The sequence below is a fragment of the Colidextribacter sp. OB.20 genome (assembly GCF_009911595.1).
Taxonomy (GTDB): domain Bacteria; phylum Bacillota; class Clostridia; order Oscillospirales; family Oscillospiraceae; genus Lawsonibacter.
Window position 1 is genome coordinate 21,292 of record NZ_QWKG01000005.1, and the last position, 17,105, is coordinate 38,396.

Consider the following 17,105-nt stretch of genomic DNA (forward strand, 5'->3'; position numbering starts at 1 on the left):
GTGAAGTAAAATTTGCTGTTGAATTTTACAGCGGATTGGTGTATACTATAGGCAGAAAGGAGTTGAATCAAATGCCGAATATCAAGCCGGTCTCCGACCTGCGCAACTACAGCGAGGTTTTGCAGGACGTCGCCGAGGGTTCCCCCGTTTTTCTGACCAAGAACGGCCGGGGCAAGTACGCCATTCTGGACATGCAGGACTATGAAAAAACGCTGGCCACCATCCGTCTGATGAACGAACTGGAAAAGGGCCGGAGGTCCGGAGAGACAAAGGGATGGCTGACCTTGGAGGATGTAGAAAGGAATCTGGGGATTGCGGATGAATAAACTTCATATCTCTGACGACGCGCAAAATGATCTTGCTAAAATTAAGCAATATATTACCGAGGAGCTGGGAAACCCTACTGCTACCCTCTCAACTATGCGCAAGATTACAGCGGATATCCGCGCGTTAAAGCAGCACGCTTTGCTGGGGCTCGATTGTCCTCAATTGCGGCAGTGCCTGACAGTTACCGCTTTCTTGTAACAGGGAATTATCTTACCTTTTATCGTGTCTCTGGCAGTGAGGTCTATATTGACCGTATTATTTATGGCCACCGGGATTATCTTTCCTCTCTGTTCGGTGATCTGTCCGATTCCTGACCAGCACCCGCCCGGCGCAGACTGACGCGCCGGGCGGGCATTATTTCTCCTCCACCGCTTTCCAGTGGGGACAGGCATCTCCAGCCTCCCGGGCCTTATTCCGGGGGTAGGTGCAGTGACCGTAATCAAGGGGATAATAGTAATCTATCCCTCGTTTGATGTAGTGCCGGCGAAAGTGGACACAGCTCCCACAGCACTTCGCTTCACGCTTTATATATGGCGGCATAGAATCACCTCATTAAGATTATATTCGGTGATACCGACTTTTGTCAATATCGGTATTGCCGATGTTGTATATTCTTTTAGGGTGATGCTATGCTTTTTCCCAGGATCAGGGAGTTGCGGGAAGATTACGATAAAAAACAGCTTGAACTAGCAAATTATTTGCGTGTTAAACCAAACACATACTCCGATTACGAGCGAGGGAAGATCAATATTCAAATTGATACTCTAATCAAAATTGCAGATTTTTATCATGTCAGCCTGGACTATCTGGTGGGGCGGGACGACGTAAAAAGCCGAAAATAACAGCCGCGCGGGCATCCGGAGGGGTGTCCGCGCGGTTTTGTATTTTGATGAAATTTTTGCAGGATAGGAGGGGCAAAACCGTCAAAAAGCCGCTAGCCAGGACAGGGGCGGATGGCTATAATAGTGCGGAGATTCTCCGAAGGAAGTGATACCATGACTCAGGACCTGACCCGCGGCAATCCTATGCGGCTGATTATCGGCTTCGCCCTGCCCACCCTGTTCGGGATGCTGTTTCAGCAGCTTTATAATATGGTAGACGCCATGATCGTGGGCAAGCTGCTGGGCTCCGCCGCCCTGGCGGCAGTGGGCTCCACCGGCTCCATCAACTTTTTCGTCATCGGCTTCTGCACAGGGCTGTGCAGCGGCTTCGCCATCCCGGTGGCCCAGCGGATGGGCGCCCGGGAGTACGCCCAGATGCGCCGCTATGTGGCCAACGCGGCCCGGCTGTCCGTTCTGTTCGCCCTTGTCATCACGGCGGCCACCGGCCTGCTGTGCCAGTGGATCCTCACCGTGATGCGTACCCCGGAGGACATCTTTGAGGGCGCTTACACCTATATCTTCATCATTTTCATGGGTATCCCCGCCATCTTCCTCTACAACATGGTCGCTGGCATCATCCGCTCCCTTGGGGACAGCAGAACTCCAGTATACTTCCTGGCCCTGTCCTCCATGCTGAACATCGCTTTGGATTTCGCCCTGATTCTGTGGTTTGAGGCAGGCGTCGCTGGAGCCGCCATCGCCACGGTGATGTCTCAGGGGGTGTCCGGCGCAGCCTGTCTGGTCTATATGGCCAAACGTTACCCCATCCTCCGCATGACCCGGGAGGAACGGCGGCTGGATCTCCACTACTGTGGGGTGCTGTGCTCCATGGGCATTCCCATGGGCCTGCAGTACTCCATCACCGCCATCGGCTCCATCATCCTCCAGGCTGCGGTGAACACCCTGGGCAGCCTCTACGTGGCCGCCGTGGCGGCGGGAACCAAGCTATTCCACCTGCTGGCCTGCCCCCTGGATGCTATGGGGGCCACTATGGCTACCTACTGCGGCCAGAACACCGGGGCCTGCAAGCTGGACCGGCTGTCCAAGGGCATCCGCTCCTGCGTCATCCTGGGCCTGGGCTACTCCATCCTGGCACTGGGGGCCATGCTTCTCTTCGCCCCCCAGTGCTCCATGCTCTTCCTGGACCCCACTGAGACCGAGGCAGCCCTGCTTCTGGAGCTGGCCAGCGAATACATCGTGATTCAGGCGGTCTTTTTCTTCCCCCTGGCCTTGGTGAATATCGTCCGCTTCGCCATCCAGGGGATGGGCTTCAGCTCCTTCGCCGTGCTGGCCGGGGTGATGGAGATGATTGCCCGCACCGCCTCGGGTCTGTGGCTGGTGCCTGCGTTCGGCTACGCCGCCGCCTGTGCCGCCGGCCCCGCCGCCTGGGTGTGCGCCGACCTGTTCCTGGTCCCCGCCTGCGTTTTCTGTATCGCCCGGCTGCGCCGGCTCTATCCCAGCGTCCCCGCAGAGGAGGCCCCCGCAGTCCAGCCCGTCCCCCTCAAGGCCGGGGCGCACCGCTGAACGGAAAAGCAGAGTGCCTTGATCGGCTGACTGAGGATTGTGTTTCTGTTCGTAGGGCGGGACGACCTCGGCGCGCCGCCGAATCAGGCGGCAATACGGCGGGCCGAGTCGTCCCGCCCTACAGAGAGCTCAAAACTCCCGTCCCCCTTGCAGGGAAAAGGAGGCTTTTTGCGCATTCTAATCCGTTTGCACTTTTTTACAGTCAGAACCCCCCGTCCTGAGGCGGGGGGTTCTGTTTCGTTACTTTAGTCGGTGACGTAGGGCAGCAGGGCGATCTGACGGGCCCGCTTGATGGCCTCGGTCAGCTGGCGCTGATGCATGGCGCAGGTGCCGGTGGTACGGCGGGGCAGAATTTTGGCCCGCTCAGAGATGAAGCGGCGCAGCTTGGCGGCATCCTTATAGTCGATCTGCTCCACCTTGTCGGCGCAGAAGGCGCAGACCTTGCGGCGCTTGCGGCCCCGCATGGGCTTGTTTTCCCGTTCCATAGCCATGGAATTAACCTCCTTTTTACGACCTCTAATGGGTCAAAGTCAAAACGGCAGATTGCCGTCGTCGGTAGAGAGCGCGGAGAACTGATCTCCGTCTGCGGGGGGAGCGCTGTAGCCGCCGAAGGGGTCGGCGGGGGCGCTGGCGGGGGGAGCGGAGTAGCCCCGGTCCTGGCCGTAGCCGCCGGAGGCGTAACCGCTGTCGCCGTCCCGCTTGGAGTCTCCGAAATAGATGTTGTCCGCAACAACCTCCGCGGAGCGGCGCTTGTTGCCCTCCTTGTCGGTCCAGTCCCGGATCTGCAGCCGACCCTCCACCACGGCCATGCGGCCCTTGGTGAAGTAGCGGGTGACGAACTCGGCGGTCTGGCGCCAGGCCACCACGTCGATGAAGTCGGTAGCCCGCTCGCCGGTGGACTTGTCCTTAAAATCCCGGTCAACAGCCAGGGAGAAGGAGGCCACCGGAGTGCCGGTCTGGGTCCGCCGCAGCTCGGGGTCCCGGGTGAGGCGTCCCATAATGAAGATCTTGTTCAGCACTTGCCGCTCCTCCTTACTCGTCCTTGCAGACGATCATGGAGCGCATCACGCCGTCGGTGATCCGGAAGATACGGTCCAGCTCAGCGGGGACGGCGGCGGCGGCAGTGAAGGTCATCAGCACATAGTAGCCCTCCATCAGGTCCTGGATGGGATAGGCCAGCCGGCGCTTGCCCCACTCATCGACCTCGGTCACAGTGCCGTTGGCCTCGACCACACCCTTGAACCGCTCCACCAGAGCCTGGATCTGCTCCTCGCTCAGCTCGGGCTTCAGAATGTAGACTGCCTCGTAGTTTGCATTGATTTTTGCCATGTTTTGCACCTCCTTATGGACTTATGGCCCCCAATTTTCCTTGGGAGCAAGGATGTCACTGCCTCCCGATGGAGACAGGCTTAATTATTATATCGGAAATTTCCAAAAAGTCAAGCATTTTTTCCAATTTGGGAGTACTCCCTTCCAATCTCCCCAAAGGAAGCTTGTCAGCGCCGGGTTTTTATGGTATAATATTTACCTGCCAATTTTCTCGGCAAAGAAAGGAAACGGACATGAAGATTTCAAAACGCATTGGGGCCCTGTCTCTGGCCCTCCTGTTGACCCTCACCGCGCTTGCTGGCTGCGGAAAAAAGAATCCGGAGGGCTCCGGTTCCTCCGGCGCCTCCAGCTCCGCCGGGGACAGCTCCCAGCTCCAGGAGATGGACCTGACCAAGGTGACCGACCCCTATCTGACTGTGTCCGGCCTGGCCGGCGACGCAGTGGTGGCTAAGGTAGGCGGGGAGGACATCACCGCCGCCGAGCTGCTCTACTGGCTGTCCCGCACCACCGACAGCTACCTGGACCAGTTCGGCGGCCTATCCGTCAATATCCCCTGGGACACCGATGTGGGGGAGGGCGTCACCATCGCCAGCCGCATGATCGACAGCGCCCTGAACACCGCCGCCACCTACCGCGCCTTCTCCATCATCGCCGGCCGGGAGGGGCTCTCCCCCGACCCCGCCATCCCGGAGAGCGCCAACCAGGAGTTTGCCGGCATGGTGGAGCAGCTGGGCAGCGAGGAGGTGGTCACCCATATCCTCTGGGATCAGCTGCTGAATCAGGACCTGCTCATCTCCCTGAACCAGGCCTCCGACCTCTACGCCAAGCTCCAGGACCGCTACTTCGGCGTGGACAGCGACAGCTACCCCACCGACGCCGAGGTCATGGCCTGGCTGGATGAGGGCGGCTATTTCCGGGTGAAGCACATCCTGCTGATGACCATGGATCAGGACACCCAGGAGTCCCTGGACGAGGAGACCATCGCCCAGAAGAAGGCCACCGCCGACGACCTGCTGGCCCAGCTCCGGGCGGCGGAGGACCCCATCAGCCTCTTCGACACCCTGATGCAGGAGAACAGCGAGGACGGCGGCCTGGCTGCCAACCCCAACGGCTATATCTTCAACGCCCAGGACTCCCTGGTGGGCGGCTTCCGGGAGGCCACCCTGGCCCTGGACGTGGGAGACATCTCCGATGTGGTGGAGACCGACTACGGCTATCACATTATGCTCCGCCTGCCCATCGACCCCGCTGACTACCGGGACGAGGTGATCACCGACGGGATGCAGGCCAAGGCCGACCAGTGGCTGGAGGAGCTGGGGGTGGAAAAGACCGCCGACTTTGACAAGCTGGACCCTGCCGACATCTGGGAGAAGCTGACCGCCCTGCGGACCGCGATCCGCCAGGAGGTCGACGCCGTCCAGTCCCGGGAAGATGCCTCTAACGGAGGCCAGAGCTGACGAAAGGAGCAAAAATGAAAAAATTACTGGCTCTGGCCGTGCTGTCGGCCGCCTTGGCCCTGACCGCCTGCGCCGCCTCTGAGCCCAAGCAGGCTCCGGATGCCTCCGCGCCCCAGCCGCCCGCCGCCAGCTCCTCCCAGACCTTCGGCGACCCCGCTCCCCTGCGCCCCGAGGACTTCCCTGAAAAGCCGTTCTACTCCCAGAAGGAAATCGAGATCATGAACGCCTACCAGCCTCCCGCCCTCACCTCCTACGACGAGTTCCAGGAGCAGCTTGACTGGGATGATACCAGGGGCTACCTCTACCCCGACACCTTCGCTGGGGCCTGGGTGGACCGGGAAAACTGGCTGCTGTGCATGGCCCTCACCGACTGCTCCGCTAAGGTTACCGCCGAGTATGACAAATACTTTTCCCGCCCCGACGCCGTTGTCTATGTTCAGGCGGAGCACTCCTACAATGACCTCTGGGATCTTAAGGAGGAGATCACCGCCTCCTGCGACGGCTGGTCCCGCGCCGGCGTTGACGAGCGGAACAACGTGGTCAGCATAGGGGCCGCCACCGATGAGGCCATCCGGCACATCAGAGAGCAGTACGCCGGACTGCCGGTGGAGGTCTATTATCAGGAATACGCTATACTGCTGACCTGAGCCTTCCTCGTGGAAAAGGAGCGCCCCCACCGGGGCGCTCCTCTTTTTTCTCCGAAAGGCGGGCAATGTAAACTAAAGTTGGTTGCAAAAGGGGGAGAAAACTGCTATTCTGGAAGCAGTCAATCCATCCACTCTATCTTGTTCAGGAGGCAGACCGCTATGGATATGAAAGAAACGCTCTCTTTTTATCGAAAACGCCAGGAGCTGTCCCAGATCGACCTGGCTGACGCCCTGGGGGTCTCCCGGCAGACCGTCTCCAAATGGGAGACGGGGGCCGCCCTGCCCTCGGCGGAAAGCCTGCTGGCGCTGAGCAGGCTGTACGGCGTGCCGGTGGACGACCTGCTCAACGGCGTGGAGACGGAGGCCCCGCCGGAGCCCGCACCCGCCCCACCGCCGGAGCTCGACCCCAGCCTCATCCCCCGGAGGAAGCTGATTGCGCGGATGCTGGCGGCAATCCTCCTGACCGACCTGGCGCTGTTCTTTATGGATATCTCCTGGTACGCAACCTCCTTTCGCTCGGGCTTCCTTACCTTTACCGGGGTTCTACACGTCTTTATAGCCTGCGCCATCGGCCTGTGCTTCGCCTGGTATGACCGCCGCTGGCCCGCGAAAACACGGACTTCCCTTTTGATAGCCGCCGCCGCGCTGCTCCTGGGCCTGTTTCCGCTGCTGTTTCCCCCTCCCCTGCTCTGGCGGCTGTACGATTTAATCGCCTGGGGCGGCGTCCAAACCTTCGAGGCGGTCCTTCCTCCCAACCCCGCCCGTATGTTTATCGGCCTGGTCCTGTGTGACGAAATTACCATCTTCTTCCATATGCTCTGCGTTATCACCTTCCAGCTGGGCCGCCTCTGGTTTTCCCGTAAAAAGAAGAGCCGCGCCCCTCAGCCCCAGACGGCACAGCAGGCTTAACAATGACAGGAGCGCCCCGATTTGGGGCGCTCCTGCGCGTTCTATTTCAGGCAGCTAATGTTCTTTTCGGTTCCTTTTGTTTCAAGAAAAGGAACAAATTCACCGCTCCTCCCGGAAATAGTTCATCCCCAGGGCGGCGGGCTGTCCGGAGCCCTCCCGGGCCCGGATGGAGGAGGCAATCAGGACGATGGCGGTAATCAGGAAGGGCAGGGCCTTGAGCAGGTGGGGCGGGACGGAGCCCAGCCAGCCCAGAGCGCCGGGGAAGGCGCCGGCCAGGGCGCCGGCGTAGATCTGAAGGGTGTTGAAGAAGCCGAAAACCAGGGTGCCCAGAATAGCCAGCACCGGGTTCCAGTTGGCGAAGATCACCAGGGCGATGGCGATCCAGCCGTAGCCGTTGATCCAGCAGTTGGAGCCCTCGAAGGAGCCGCTCATATACAGGGCCATATAGAAGCCCCCCAGACCCATAATGCCCGAGCCGGCAATCAGATGGGCAAATTTATAGAGCACAATGTTTACCCCCACCGAGTCGGCGGCGCCGGGGTTCTCCCCCACCGCCCGCAGGCGCAGGCCGGTTTTGGTGCAGTGGAGATACCACCATACCAGCACCGCCGTCCCGATCCCCAGATAGACCAGCAGGTTCTGGGAGAAGAAGGCCTTGCCCAGCATGGGGATTTTGGACAGCAGGGGGAGCTCCACTGGGGCAAAGCCGTCAACCAGGGCGGAGGAGCTGGTCATGGCGGGCCACTTCTCCCCGATGCCCTTGCCCACAAAGAAGTACAGCCCCAATCCGAAGGTTGTGATGGTCAGGCCGGTGACGTTCTGGTTGGCCTGGAATGAGACCGTGAGCACCGCAAACAGCAGACCGCACAGCCCCGCCGTCAGGAAGGAGACCGCCAGTCCCACCAGCAGGCTGTCGGCGGCGCATCCGGCCAGATAGCCGAAGATGGCGCCGATTGCCATGGTGCCCTCCACGCCCAGGTCCAGACTGCCCGATTTCTCTACCAAAATCTCCCCCACAGTACCGTAGAGCAGGGGGATATTCACCAGAACAATGTTAAACAGAAACAGGGTCAGCACACTGACAGAGTCGTTCATTTGGCCGCCTCCTTTCTGCGGACCAGCTTAAACCGGGTAAAGAAGTCCGCCGCCAGCACAATAAAGAGGATGACGCCCTGGAGCAGCTTGGCGAAATTGGCGTCGATAGAGGGGTAGGTGGTGCTGGCCGCCTGACAGCCGAACTGAAGGACGGTAATCAGCAGGGAGGCCACTACGATGCCCACGGTGTTCAGCTTGGCCAGCCAGGCCACCACCACGCCGGTCCAGCCCACGTCGTTGGTGGGGGAGGCGGACATGATGCCGGCGGAGGACACCTGAAAGGCCCCCGCCATGCCGATGAGAGCAGCGGAGAGGAAGATGGTGCGGATGACGATCCTTCCCACCTTCATCCCGGCGTACCGTGCGGTATTGGGGCTGTCCCCCACCACGGCGATCTCATAGCCCCGCTTGGTGTAGTTGAGGTAGACGAAGAGCAGCGCCGCCAGCCCGATGGCCGCCAGCAGGGTCAGGTTCAGGTTGAAGGGCCCGACGGGGATGGTTATCATCTGGGCGCTGGCCGGGAACTTGGCGAACTTGGGCCGGGCGGACTCCGCGTCCAGGAAGAAGTTCCAGGCCGCCTTGGTTTCGGCGAAATATTGTACAAAATACAGGGCGACATAGTTGAGCATCAGGGTGAGCAGGGTCTCGTTGGTGCCGAATTTCACCTTCAGTGCCGCCACAAACACCCCATACAGTCCGCCCCCCAGGGCTCCGGCCGCCGCCATCACCAGTACCATGGCGGGCTGGGGCAGGGTCTCCCCCAGCTTCATGGCGGCGACGCCCGCCCAGAAGGCTCCCATGATGAACTGGCCCTCGCCGCCGATGTTCCAGAAGCGCATTTTAAAGGCCAGCGCCAAGGCAAGAGAGACAATGAGCAGGGGGACAAACAGGCGGATAAAGTTCTCCACCGCCCGCCAGGGGTAACGGCTGCCCGGAATGCCCATGGTGAGCATCTGCTTATAGAAGGTGACCGGCTCCACCCCCTGGACCGCCAGCAGCACCGCACCCACGGCCAGGGCCAGCACCACCGCCGCCACATAGGCCAGCACCTGCCGGCCCGGGCTGTCGTGGTCCCGTTTCACCACGTGGAAAAGGGGTTGACGGTTTTTCATTCCTCCACCTCCCTGCTCTCCTCAATGCGGCTGTCTCTGGCAATGCCGGCGGGCTTATCCTCATATTTGCTGCTCAGGTCCAAAGCGCCTGTCATCATCAGTCCCAGCTCCTCCTTGGAGGTCTTGTGGGCGTGGACCACGCCCATAACCCTTCCGTGGCAGAGCACCATGATCTTGTCGCACAGGTCGATCATCACGTCCAGGTCCTCCCCCACAAAGAGGATGCCCACGCCGTCCTTTTTCTGGGTGTTCAGGATGTTGTAGATCGCGTAGGAGGAGTTAATATCCAGCCCCCGGACGGGGTAGGCGGTGACAATCACGTTGGGCCCAGACTTGATCTCCCGGCCAAGCAGCACCTTCTGCACGTTGCCGCCGGACAGCCGGCGCACCGGCGTCTCGGTGGAGGGGGTGACAATCTCCAGGTCGGCAATCACCTGCCTGGCCTCCGCCCGGCCCAGCTTCCGGTCCACAAAGGGCCCCTTGGCCTGGTCATATTTCTTTAAAAGCATGTTGTCCGTGATGGACATGGAGGGAGCCAGGCCCATGCCCAGCCGGTCCTCGGGGATAAAGGACATGGATATGCCCTTGGCCAGAATGGCCTTGGGGCTGAGCCCCACGATGTTATCTCCCTGGTGAATCATCATCCCGCCCTCAATGGGCCGCAGGCCAGCGATGGCCTCACACAGCTCCTTCTGGCCGCAGCCGGCGATGCCGGCCACCCCCAGGATCTCGCCCCCCCGGATGTAGAAGTTCACACGGTCAATAGCCACCGCGCCCTCGTCGTTTTTGATGGTCAGGTCCCGGATTTCAAGGAGAGGCCGGGTCTTGTCCACCTCCGGGCGGTCGATATTCAGCTCCACCTTTCGGCCCACCATGTATTCGGTGAGCTGCTGCTCGCTGGTGGAGGCGGTGTCCACAGTGGTAATATACTCCCCCTTCCGGAGGATCGCCACCCGGTCGGAGATCTCCAGCACCTCGTTCAGCTTGTGGGTGATGATGATGATGGCGTGGCCCTCGGCCTTCATCCGGCGCAGGACGTCGAAGAGCTTTGCCGTCTCCTGGACGGTGAGCACAGCGGTGGGCTCGTCCAGAATAATAATTTTCGCCCCGTAGTACAGCACCTTGACAATCTCCAGGGTCTGCTTCTCCGACACCGCCATATTGTACACCTTTTTCCGGGGGTCGATGTCAAAGCCGAATTTTTGGGCCATGTCGCGGATGACGTCGTAGCGGTCCTTTTTCAGCACCTGGCCGGATTTGTCGTCCCCCAGCCAGATGTTGTCCGCAGCCGAGAACACGTCTACCAGCTTGAAGTGCTGGTGGACCATGCCAATGCCCAGCTTCTTGGCGTCCTCCGGGGAGTTGATGCTCACCTCACGGCCGTCCACAAGGATAGAGCCGCTGTCCGGCTTGTAGATGCCCGACAGCATGTTCATCAGGGTGGTCTTGCCCGAGCCGTTCTCCCCCAGCAGGGCCAGGATTTCTCCCGGCTTTACGTTCAGGTTGATATCCTTGTTGGCGGCCACGCTGCCAAAGCTCTTGCAGATGCCCCGCATCTCGATGGCGTATTGCTGCTCCATAGCTCCCCTTCCTTTTTGCAGGGCGCGACGACCTCGGCGCGCCGTAATCTGAAAATGCTTCCGCAGCGGCGCGCCGGGTCGTCGCGCCCTACAGTCTCCTTCTGTAGGGGCGGATATCATCCGCCCGCCTGTCTCCGATGCATAACCGGCGGGCGCATGGTATGCGCCCCTACATCCCCCTCCGGTTCCCTTCTAATAAATCACGGGCCGGCCGGGAATATCCGGCCGGCCCGGTTCGGGTCTGCGTTAAATGGGCGGGAGGCTCAGCCCTCCACGACGCCCGCCACGTTATAGTTCATAGAACCCTTGATAACGCCGTCGTCCACGGAGGGGCCTCCAGCGGGAACCACCTCGGGCTCCATATCCACCAGCTGGCCGTCCACCAGCTGCTTGCCGTCGGACATCAGGGGGGCGTCGGTCTTGACGATCTCCACAGAGCCGTCCTCGCCGATGTTGTAGCTCAGCTTCACGCCGGAGAACACATCCCACTCGCCGGAGACGATCAGCTCCCGGACGGCGTCCATGACGGCGGTGGTGTTGGGGGCGGCAGTGGCCTCATTCACCGGGGAGGCATCCACAAAGCCCTCGGCCAGGCCGGCGTAGTAAGCGTTGCCGCCCATATTCTCCACAAACTTGGAGGCGTCGCCGTTGCAGTCCATGGCGGCCTGGATGGCGGTCTGGTAGTAGACATTCCAGTGCCAGATGGCGGCGGTGATGTGGGCGGTGGGGGCCTGCTCGGTCATGTCGGAATTGTAGCCGCAGCCAAAGATGTTGTTCTGAGCGGCCACCAGCTGAGGCTGGGCAGAGTCGCAGTGCTGAGAGATGACGCAGCAGTTGTAGGCGTCCACCAGGGCCTGGGCGGCCTGCTTCTCCAGGGCCTCGTCGCCCCAGGTGTCGATGGTCTTTACGTGGACCACCGCGTCAGGGTTGGCCGACTGGGCGCCCAGAGCGAAGGCGTTGATGCCCGAGCAGGTCTCGGCGTACTGCCGGTTGAAGGCGGCCACATAGCCGATGCTGTTGTTGCCCAGCTCCAGGCTCTTCATGCCCGCGGCGACGCCGGCCAGATAGCGGGCCTGATAGATGCGGCCGAAGTAGTTGTTGAAGTTGGTTTCGTTGGCCAGGTAGCCGGTGCCGTGGGAGAAGATGACGTCCTGGTACTCCTCGGACTTGTCGGCCATGGGCTGGATATAACCGAAGGAGATGCCAAAGACGATGTCCGCACCCTGGTTTACCACGGTGTCGATGGCGTTGGCCACGGCGGTGTCGTCGTTATCGGGCACATTGTCCACCACGATCAGGTCGGCGGGGTTCAGGCCCAGGGCCTTCATGGCGGCGGTGATGCCGTTGTGGTGCTGGAAGGTGTAGCCGGCCACGTCGTTCTGGCTGGTGATGTAGACGGCGCCCACCTTGAAGTCGGCGTCGCCGACAGGGGCAGCGGAGCTGCTGCCGGGATTGCTGGCGGAGCCAGGGGCCTTGGAAGAGCTGCCGCCGCCCTGGCTGTCGTTATTGCCGCCGCAGGCCACCAGGGACAGGCTCATGGCCGCGGCCAGAGCCAGCGCAAGAAATTTCTTCATTCTTTTTCCTCCTTAAAGTACGATTCGTTTCATTTCCTACCTTATATATTAAAACCGGAGAGCCGGTTTTAACCATTCTGTAGGGGACAGCCTCTGTGCCGCCCCGCTTGGATATGCCCTGATTGACGGGGCGGCGCAGAGACCGCCCCCTACGGGTCAGTCCGCAAACTCCACACCCTGCTCCTCGCTCATGGACTTGATCCGGGCCAGCGACTCCACCTTGACCCCGCTGGCGCGGAGACGGTCGCCCCCGGGCTGGAAAGCCTTCTCGATCACGATGCCCGCTCCGGCCAGCTGGACCCCGGCCTGGTTCACCAGGTCGATGAGCCCCTCCAGGGCGGCGCCGTTGGCCAGGAAGTCGTCGATGATGAGCACCTTATCTCTGGGTCCCAGAAATTTTTTGGAGACAATCACGTCGTACACCTTTCCGTGGGTAAAGGACTCCACCTTTGTGGCGTACACCTCGCCGGTAATGTTCTTCGTCTGGCTTTTCTTGGCGAAAACCACAGGGCAGTGAAAAAACTGCGCCGTGACACAAGCAATCCCGATGCCGGAGGCCTCAATGGTCAGGATCTTGTTCACGCCGCAGCCGTCAAACCGGCGCAGAAACTCCTTGCCGATTTCCTCAAAAAGAGCAACGTCCATCTGGTGGTTCAGAAAACTGTCCACCTTCAGCACGTCGTTTCCCTTCACCGTGCCATCCTTCCGGATGCGCTGCTTCAGCAGCTCCATGGCCTCCACCGCCTTTCTGAAAATAACAGCGGCCCGAAGAGCACCACGGGCCACGTCAATTCATGAGAGTTCCTGAGAAGGAAATACATTTTCATTTTACAGGAACCGCTCCCTTCTTGCAATCTTTTTTTCGCCAAATATTGTACAATTTTCAGCCTCAGGTTTTTTCTTTTTCATCATTTTCCCCCATTCTTCTGCCGGCACCGTTCCTCCTCCTGAGACGCCGGGGTATCTTTCCCAGGAAATTCCAGTTCATCGCCGGTGTTCGACGGTATATTTTCCATTTTATGGTAAACTATTTCCAGAGCATTTACAAAAGAAAGGCGGTCTTATCTATGTGGCCACTGCAAAAAAAAGGACTATTTGACAGCGGGCGGGTGCTCTTTCTTCCGGTGGACGTCATCCTCCCCAACCCCCACCAGCCCCGGCGCACCTTTGTCCAATCTGAGCTGGAGGAGCTGGCCCGATCTATCCAGGAGCTGGGTCTTCTCCAGCCTCTGACCGTGCGCCGGCAGGAGGGCCGCTGGGAGCTGGTGGCCGGGGAGCGCCGGCTGCGGGCCGCCCGGCTGGCCGGGCTGGACACAGTTCCCTGCCTGTCCGTCCAGACGGACAGCCAGTCCTCCTCCCTGCTGGCTCTGGTGGAGAATCTTCAGCGCCGTGACCTGGACTTCTGGGAGGAGGCCCTGGCCCTGCGTCGGCTCATCGACACCTTTCATGTCTCTCAGGAGGAGGCCGCCCGGCGCATCGGAAAGAGCCAGTCCGCTGTAGCCAATAAGCTGCGGCTGCTGAGGCTGTCCCCTGAAACGCTGGCCCTCCTCCGGGACGGTGGGGCCACCGAGCGCCACGCCCGGGCACTGCTCCGGCTGGAAACCCCGGAGCAGCAGCTGGAGGCCGCCCGTCAGGCGTTGGAGCAGGGCCTCACCGTGGCCCAGACCGAGGCCCTGGTGGACAGTATCCTGAAGGACCGGCCCGCCCCCTCCCGAAAGAAGCCCACCTTTATTGTAAAGGACGTCCGGCTTTTTCTCAACACCATCACCCACAGCCTGGATATCATGCGCTCCGCCGGGGTTAACGCCCAGTGCAGCCGCCAGGACAGCGATGAGGAGATCACCCTCACCATCCATATTCCCCGCCGGGCGGGGTAATGTTTCACGTGGAACATTGTCGTCCTAATCTTTACATCCTCCGATTTCCGCCAGCGCGAGGGCGCACTCATTTCGCCGCTCCCCTCTCCAGGTCGAACCCGCTTCGGCAGTAAAGGCTCCTTTTCAGGAGCCTTTTTATTTTTCTCTAAAAACAGTTGAAATCTTTTCCTGCCGTTGCTATAATATAAAGTTGCACAACTCTTTTTACAGTTCGACCACATAGGAGGCCTATCCATGGCTAAGATCATCGCCGTTGTCAACCAAAAGGGCGGAGTGGGCAAAACCACTACCACCGTTAATATCACCGCCGCTCTCCACGACCTGGGCAAGCGGGTCCTGCTGTGCGATTTCGACCCCCAGGCCAACGCCACCTCCGGCATGGGGGTGGACAAGAATACCGCCTCCCCCAATGTCTACGACCTGCTCATCAGCGCTGCGGACCCGGCCAAGGCGGTGGTCTCCACCAAATTCGGCGACCTGCTGCCCTCCAACAAGGCGCTGGCGGGAGCGGGCATCGAAATGATCGGCATCGACAATCGGGAGATGCTGCTGAAAAACGCTCTGACCACCCTGGCAGACCGCTACGACTTTATCTTTATTGACTGCCCCCCCTCTCTGGAGCTGCTCACCGTAAACGCCCTGTGCGCCGCCAACTCTCTGCTGGTGCCTGTTCAGTGCGAGTACTTTGCCCTGGAGGGGCTGAGTGATCTGCTGGCCACTGTCCGGCTGGTAAAGCGGAAACTGAATCCCCCCCTGACCATGGAGGGAGTCCTGCTCACCATGTTCGACAGCCGGACCAACCTGTCCCTCCAGGTGGCGGAGGAGGTCAAGCGCCACTTCTCCGGCCAGGTCTACGCCACCGTCATCCCCCGGAATGTCCGGCTCTCTGAGGCTCCCAGCCACGGCAAGCCTATCTCCGCCTACGACCCCTACTCCCGGGGGGCCGAGGCCTATAAGCTGCTGGCCGAGGAGATGTGCGCAGGGGGGACGTAGGGTTTGTTCCTTTTTCTTGAAAGAAAAAGGAACCGAAAAAGAACTTTCCCGCAAAACTCCGTTTTGCTCTCCGCTCCCATATAAAAAAGCGCCCGGGGCAAGACAGAGGAAAAACGAAGTTTTTCCTAAAAGTTTTCCTTTGGTTCTTTCCTTTTTTAAAAGGAAAGAACAAGAATACACTGCGAGGTAACAATATGGCAAAACGAACGAAAGAACTGGGTCTGGGCCGGGGACTGAACGCCCTGCTGGGCGATCCGGAGCTGCCGGCCCAGGGGGAGGGGTCAATGACCCTGCCCATCTCCCAGGTGGAGCCCGGTCTGAATCAGCCCCGGAAGCGCTTCGACCAGGAGACCCTGGATGACCTGGCCGAGTCCATCCGGGTCCACGGCATCATTCAGCCCCTGACGGTGCGGCGGCTGTCCACCGGCTACTACCAGATCATCGCCGGGGAGCGGCGGTGGCGGGCAGCCAAAGCCGCCGGGCTCCAGGAGGTGCCCGCTGTCATCATTGAGGCGGACGACCGCAAGGTGATGGAGCTGGGCCTCATTGAGAACCTCCAGCGGGAGGACCTGAACCCCGCCGAGGAGGCCCGGGGCTACCGGACTCTGATGGAGGATTACGGCCTCACCCAGGAGCAGGTGGCCCAGCAGATGGGCAAGTCCCGCCCGGCCATCACCAATACCCTGCGCCTGCTTGCACTGCCCGACGAGGTCATGACCATGGTGGAGGAGGGCGCCCTCTCCGCCGGACACGCCCGGGCCATCCTGGGCGCTCCCACCCCCGCCCTCCAGCGGGAGGCCGCCAAAAAGGTGGCGCAGGACCAGCTGTCGGTGCGGCAGACGGAGGCCCTGGTGAGAGCCCTCCAGAAGGAGAAGAAGGAGAAGGTCAAAGCCGAAGGCCCTGACCTCTCCCTCTATCTGGGAGAGCTGGAGAAAGACCTGTCCGGCCGCCTCGGGCGGAAGGTGAAGATCGCCCACAAGGGGAAAAAGGGCCGGATTGAGCTGGAGTACTACAATGATCAGGATCTGGAAACACTCTTAGCGCTGCTCCAGCACCTGAACACCGGGGGAGGTGTCCCCCATGGCTGAAAACTTCGAGGAGCTGCCGGCACAGGGGCCCGCCCAGGAGTCCGGCGCCCCGCCCCCCCTGGCCTCCCACTCCAGCCGCGGCCAGCAGCGCCGCCGCCAGCGGTCGGTATTCCAATATATTACCATCCTCTTCGCGGCCGCCCTGGTGCTGCTGCTGTACACCTTCATGATGGAGCGGCGGCAGTTCGAGCAGCAGCAGCAACAGGACAAGGCCGACATCAGTGACCTGCAGCAGCAGTCCGTCTCCGCCGTCCAGCGTCTGGAGGGGTTGCTTACCGAGAACGAGCGCCTGAAGCAGCAGGTCCAGGACCTCCAGGCGGACCAGTCCAAGCTGGAGGACAACATTTCCATCCTGGAGGACCAGACCATCCAGCTTCAGGAGCAGCTGACCCAGGTCAGCCAGGCGATGGACTGGTTCTGGCAGATTAACGAGGCCTACGCCCGCGGGCGGAACGCCCTCTGCAAGGAGCTCATCACCTCTATGGAGGCAGCCGGGCTCCAGGAGCACCTGCCCCGGGAGAACACCACTGACACCGACCGCTTCTCCCCCTATGATCGGTATATGGAGATACGGGATAAAATCATCAAATAAAATGTTTCACGTGGAACATCGCCGTCGCACGCTTCATATCCCTTGCTTCCGGCTAAAGCCGAAAGCTCGCTCATTACGCTGCTCCGTCTCTCCAAATCGAACCCGCTTACCCGCAAGGGG

20 protein-coding genes are annotated in these 17,105 nt (G+C 60.6%); 11 read left to right on the top strand and 9 right to left on the bottom strand.

Features of this window, described 5'->3' with window-relative positions; translation table 11 throughout:
• Positions 1-71 precede the first annotated feature (71 nt).
• Together D1641_RS01460 and D1641_RS19350 are read left to right on the top strand one after the other, a co-directional pair.
• Positions 72-326 carry a type II toxin-antitoxin system prevent-host-death family antitoxin gene (locus D1641_RS01460; RefSeq protein WP_160662621.1) on the top strand — a complete coding sequence of 85 codons (255 nt, stop codon included), beginning with the start codon at positions 72-74 and terminating at the stop codon, positions 324-326.
• Positions 319-525 (top strand): hypothetical protein, encoded by a 207-nt coding sequence (locus D1641_RS19350; protein ID WP_243149213.1) that lies wholly within the window; start codon positions 319-321, stop codon positions 523-525. The genes D1641_RS01460 and D1641_RS19350 overlap by 8 nt, the downstream gene beginning before the upstream one ends.
• 156 nt (positions 526-681) lie before the next feature.
• Here D1641_RS19350 and D1641_RS01470 read toward each other — a convergent pair whose 3' ends face one another.
• Positions 682-867: a hypothetical protein gene (locus tag D1641_RS01470; RefSeq protein WP_160662622.1), complete on the bottom strand. Its 186-nt coding sequence runs from the start codon at positions 865-867 to the stop codon at positions 682-684.
• A gap of 89 nt (positions 868-956) precedes the next feature.
• Between D1641_RS01470 and D1641_RS01475 the strand changes: the two genes are divergently transcribed.
• Entirely contained in the window at positions 957-1,169 is a 213-nt protein-coding gene (locus tag D1641_RS01475; protein WP_160662623.1) for a helix-turn-helix transcriptional regulator, read from the top strand.
• Between the two features lie 153 nt (positions 1,170-1,322).
• Entirely contained in the window at positions 1,323-2,732 is a 1,410-nt protein-coding gene (locus tag D1641_RS01480; protein ID WP_160662624.1) for an MATE family efflux transporter, read from the top strand.
• A 245-nt stretch (positions 2,733-2,977) separates the two neighbouring features.
• Here the strand turns inward: D1641_RS01480 and rpsR are convergent, their stop codons facing one another.
• From rpsR to rpsF, 3 genes are read right to left on the bottom strand one after another with little or no spacing between them, the layout of a single operon-like run.
• Complete coding sequence (gene rpsR / locus D1641_RS01485; protein ID WP_160662625.1) at positions 2,978-3,223, bottom strand: 30S ribosomal protein S18; 246 nt, start codon at positions 3,221-3,223, stop codon at positions 2,978-2,980.
• A 39-nt stretch (positions 3,224-3,262) separates the two neighbouring features.
• Positions 3,263-3,751, bottom strand: coding sequence for a single-stranded DNA-binding protein (locus tag D1641_RS01490; protein ID WP_160662626.1), 489 nt, complete (start codon positions 3,749-3,751; stop codon positions 3,263-3,265).
• Between the two features lie 13 nt (positions 3,752-3,764).
• Positions 3,765-4,061: a 30S ribosomal protein S6 gene (gene rpsF, locus D1641_RS01495; protein WP_160662627.1), complete on the bottom strand. Its 297-nt coding sequence runs from the start codon at positions 4,059-4,061 to the stop codon at positions 3,765-3,767.
• 233 nt (positions 4,062-4,294) lie between these two features.
• On the opposite strand from rpsF, the gene D1641_RS01500 reads away from it, so the two are divergent.
• From D1641_RS01500 to D1641_RS01510, 3 genes are all read left to right on the top strand, one after another.
• Positions 4,295-5,518 (top strand): peptidylprolyl isomerase, encoded by a 1,224-nt coding sequence (locus D1641_RS01500; protein WP_160662628.1) that lies wholly within the window; start codon positions 4,295-4,297, stop codon positions 5,516-5,518.
• Between the two features lie 14 nt (positions 5,519-5,532).
• Positions 5,533-6,165 carry a hypothetical protein gene (locus tag D1641_RS01505; RefSeq protein WP_160662629.1) on the top strand — a complete coding sequence of 211 codons (633 nt, stop codon included), beginning with the start codon at positions 5,533-5,535 and terminating at the stop codon, positions 6,163-6,165.
• Between the two features lie 159 nt (positions 6,166-6,324).
• Positions 6,325-7,074: a helix-turn-helix transcriptional regulator gene (locus tag D1641_RS01510; protein ID WP_160662630.1), complete on the top strand. Its 750-nt coding sequence runs from the start codon at positions 6,325-6,327 to the stop codon at positions 7,072-7,074.
• 99 nt (positions 7,075-7,173) lie between these two features.
• Here the strand turns inward: D1641_RS01510 and D1641_RS01515 are convergent, their stop codons facing one another.
• The 5 genes from D1641_RS01515 to D1641_RS01535 form a co-directional block, all read right to left on the bottom strand.
• Positions 7,174-8,169 carry an ABC transporter permease gene (locus D1641_RS01515; protein WP_160662631.1) on the bottom strand — a complete coding sequence of 332 codons (996 nt, stop codon included), beginning with the start codon at positions 8,167-8,169 and terminating at the stop codon, positions 7,174-7,176.
• Positions 8,166-9,281 (bottom strand): ABC transporter permease, encoded by a 1,116-nt coding sequence (locus tag D1641_RS01520; protein WP_160662632.1) that lies wholly within the window; start codon positions 9,279-9,281, stop codon positions 8,166-8,168. The genes D1641_RS01515 and D1641_RS01520 overlap by 4 nt, the downstream gene beginning before the upstream one ends.
• The gene (locus D1641_RS01525; protein ID WP_160662633.1) at positions 9,278-10,861 is read right to left on the bottom strand and encodes an ABC transporter ATP-binding protein; all 1,584 of its coding nucleotides are present in this window, start codon (positions 10,859-10,861) and stop codon (positions 9,278-9,280) included. The genes D1641_RS01520 and D1641_RS01525 overlap by 4 nt, the downstream gene beginning before the upstream one ends.
• A 263-nt stretch (positions 10,862-11,124) precedes the next feature.
• On the bottom strand, positions 11,125-12,435 hold the full coding sequence (locus D1641_RS01530) for a BMP family ABC transporter substrate-binding protein (RefSeq protein WP_160662634.1): 1,311 nt from the start codon (positions 12,433-12,435) through the stop codon (positions 11,125-11,127).
• A gap of 156 nt (positions 12,436-12,591) precedes the next feature.
• Positions 12,592-13,167 carry a xanthine phosphoribosyltransferase gene (locus tag D1641_RS01535; protein WP_160662635.1) on the bottom strand — a complete coding sequence of 192 codons (576 nt, stop codon included), beginning with the start codon at positions 13,165-13,167 and terminating at the stop codon, positions 12,592-12,594.
• Positions 13,168-13,502: 335 nt separating this feature from the next.
• Between D1641_RS01535 and D1641_RS01540 the strand changes: the two genes are divergently transcribed.
• The 4 genes from D1641_RS01540 to D1641_RS01555 all read left to right on the top strand — a co-directional run bounded on the left by D1641_RS01540 (position 13,503) and on the right by D1641_RS01555 (position 16,985).
• Positions 13,503-14,312, top strand: a complete 810-nt coding sequence (locus D1641_RS01540; protein ID WP_160662636.1) for a ParB/RepB/Spo0J family partition protein — start codon at positions 13,503-13,505, stop codon at positions 14,310-14,312.
• A 234-nt stretch (positions 14,313-14,546) separates the two neighbouring features.
• The gene (locus D1641_RS01545) at positions 14,547-15,305 is read left to right on the top strand and encodes a ParA family protein (protein ID WP_160662637.1); all 759 of its coding nucleotides are present in this window, start codon (positions 14,547-14,549) and stop codon (positions 15,303-15,305) included.
• A 194-nt stretch (positions 15,306-15,499) separates the two neighbouring features.
• Positions 15,500-16,393, top strand: a complete 894-nt coding sequence (locus D1641_RS01550) for a ParB/RepB/Spo0J family partition protein (RefSeq protein ID WP_160662638.1) — start codon at positions 15,500-15,502, stop codon at positions 16,391-16,393.
• Entirely contained in the window at positions 16,386-16,985 is a 600-nt protein-coding gene (locus tag D1641_RS01555) for a hypothetical protein (protein WP_160662639.1), read from the top strand. Before D1641_RS01550 ends, D1641_RS01555 begins: the two co-directional genes overlap by 8 nt.
• Positions 16,986-17,105 lie beyond the last annotated feature (120 nt).